This is a genomic window from Phytoactinopolyspora endophytica, from assembly GCF_004138495.1.
Taxonomy (GTDB): Bacteria; Actinomycetota; Actinomycetes; order Jiangellales; family Jiangellaceae; genus Phytoactinopolyspora; species Phytoactinopolyspora endophytica.
In genome coordinates, this window is sequence record NZ_ML142853.1 from 481,968 (window position 1) to 482,372 (window position 405).

The following is a 405-nucleotide window of genomic DNA, read 5'->3' on the forward strand; positions in this document are numbered from 1 at the left end:
ACCACCAGCGCGGACACCGACCATGACGTCGACGCCGGCGCGGACAGCCACCATCACATCAACGCCGACGCGCGCGCCGACACCGTGGGTGACGCGGGTACCGACACCGTGGGTGACGGCGCCGGGGAGAGTGTCGATGGCGGGGTGTTCTACCTGCACGCCGATCAGGAGGACCAGACACCACCCAGATGGTTACAAGACACCTGGGCACGCCGCTTCGGCGTCGCCCCGGCCGAACTCGCCTGGGGCGGACCGGTCTCATCCGAGGCGCTACGCCGCATCGCCTGTGACGCCGATATCACCCCCATCCTGCTCGATCAGCACGGCGTCCCGCTGCGCGTCGGACGTACCGAACGCTGCGTCACCCCCGGGATCTTCACCGCGTTGATCACCCGAGACCGCGGC

At 69.4% G+C, this 405-nt stretch carries 1 pseudogene; it reads left to right on the forward strand.

Features of this window, described 5'->3' with window-relative positions:
* Nucleotides 1-405 (forward strand): annotated as a pseudogene (locus ELR45_RS12965) (DUF222 domain-containing protein); the annotation flags it as partial.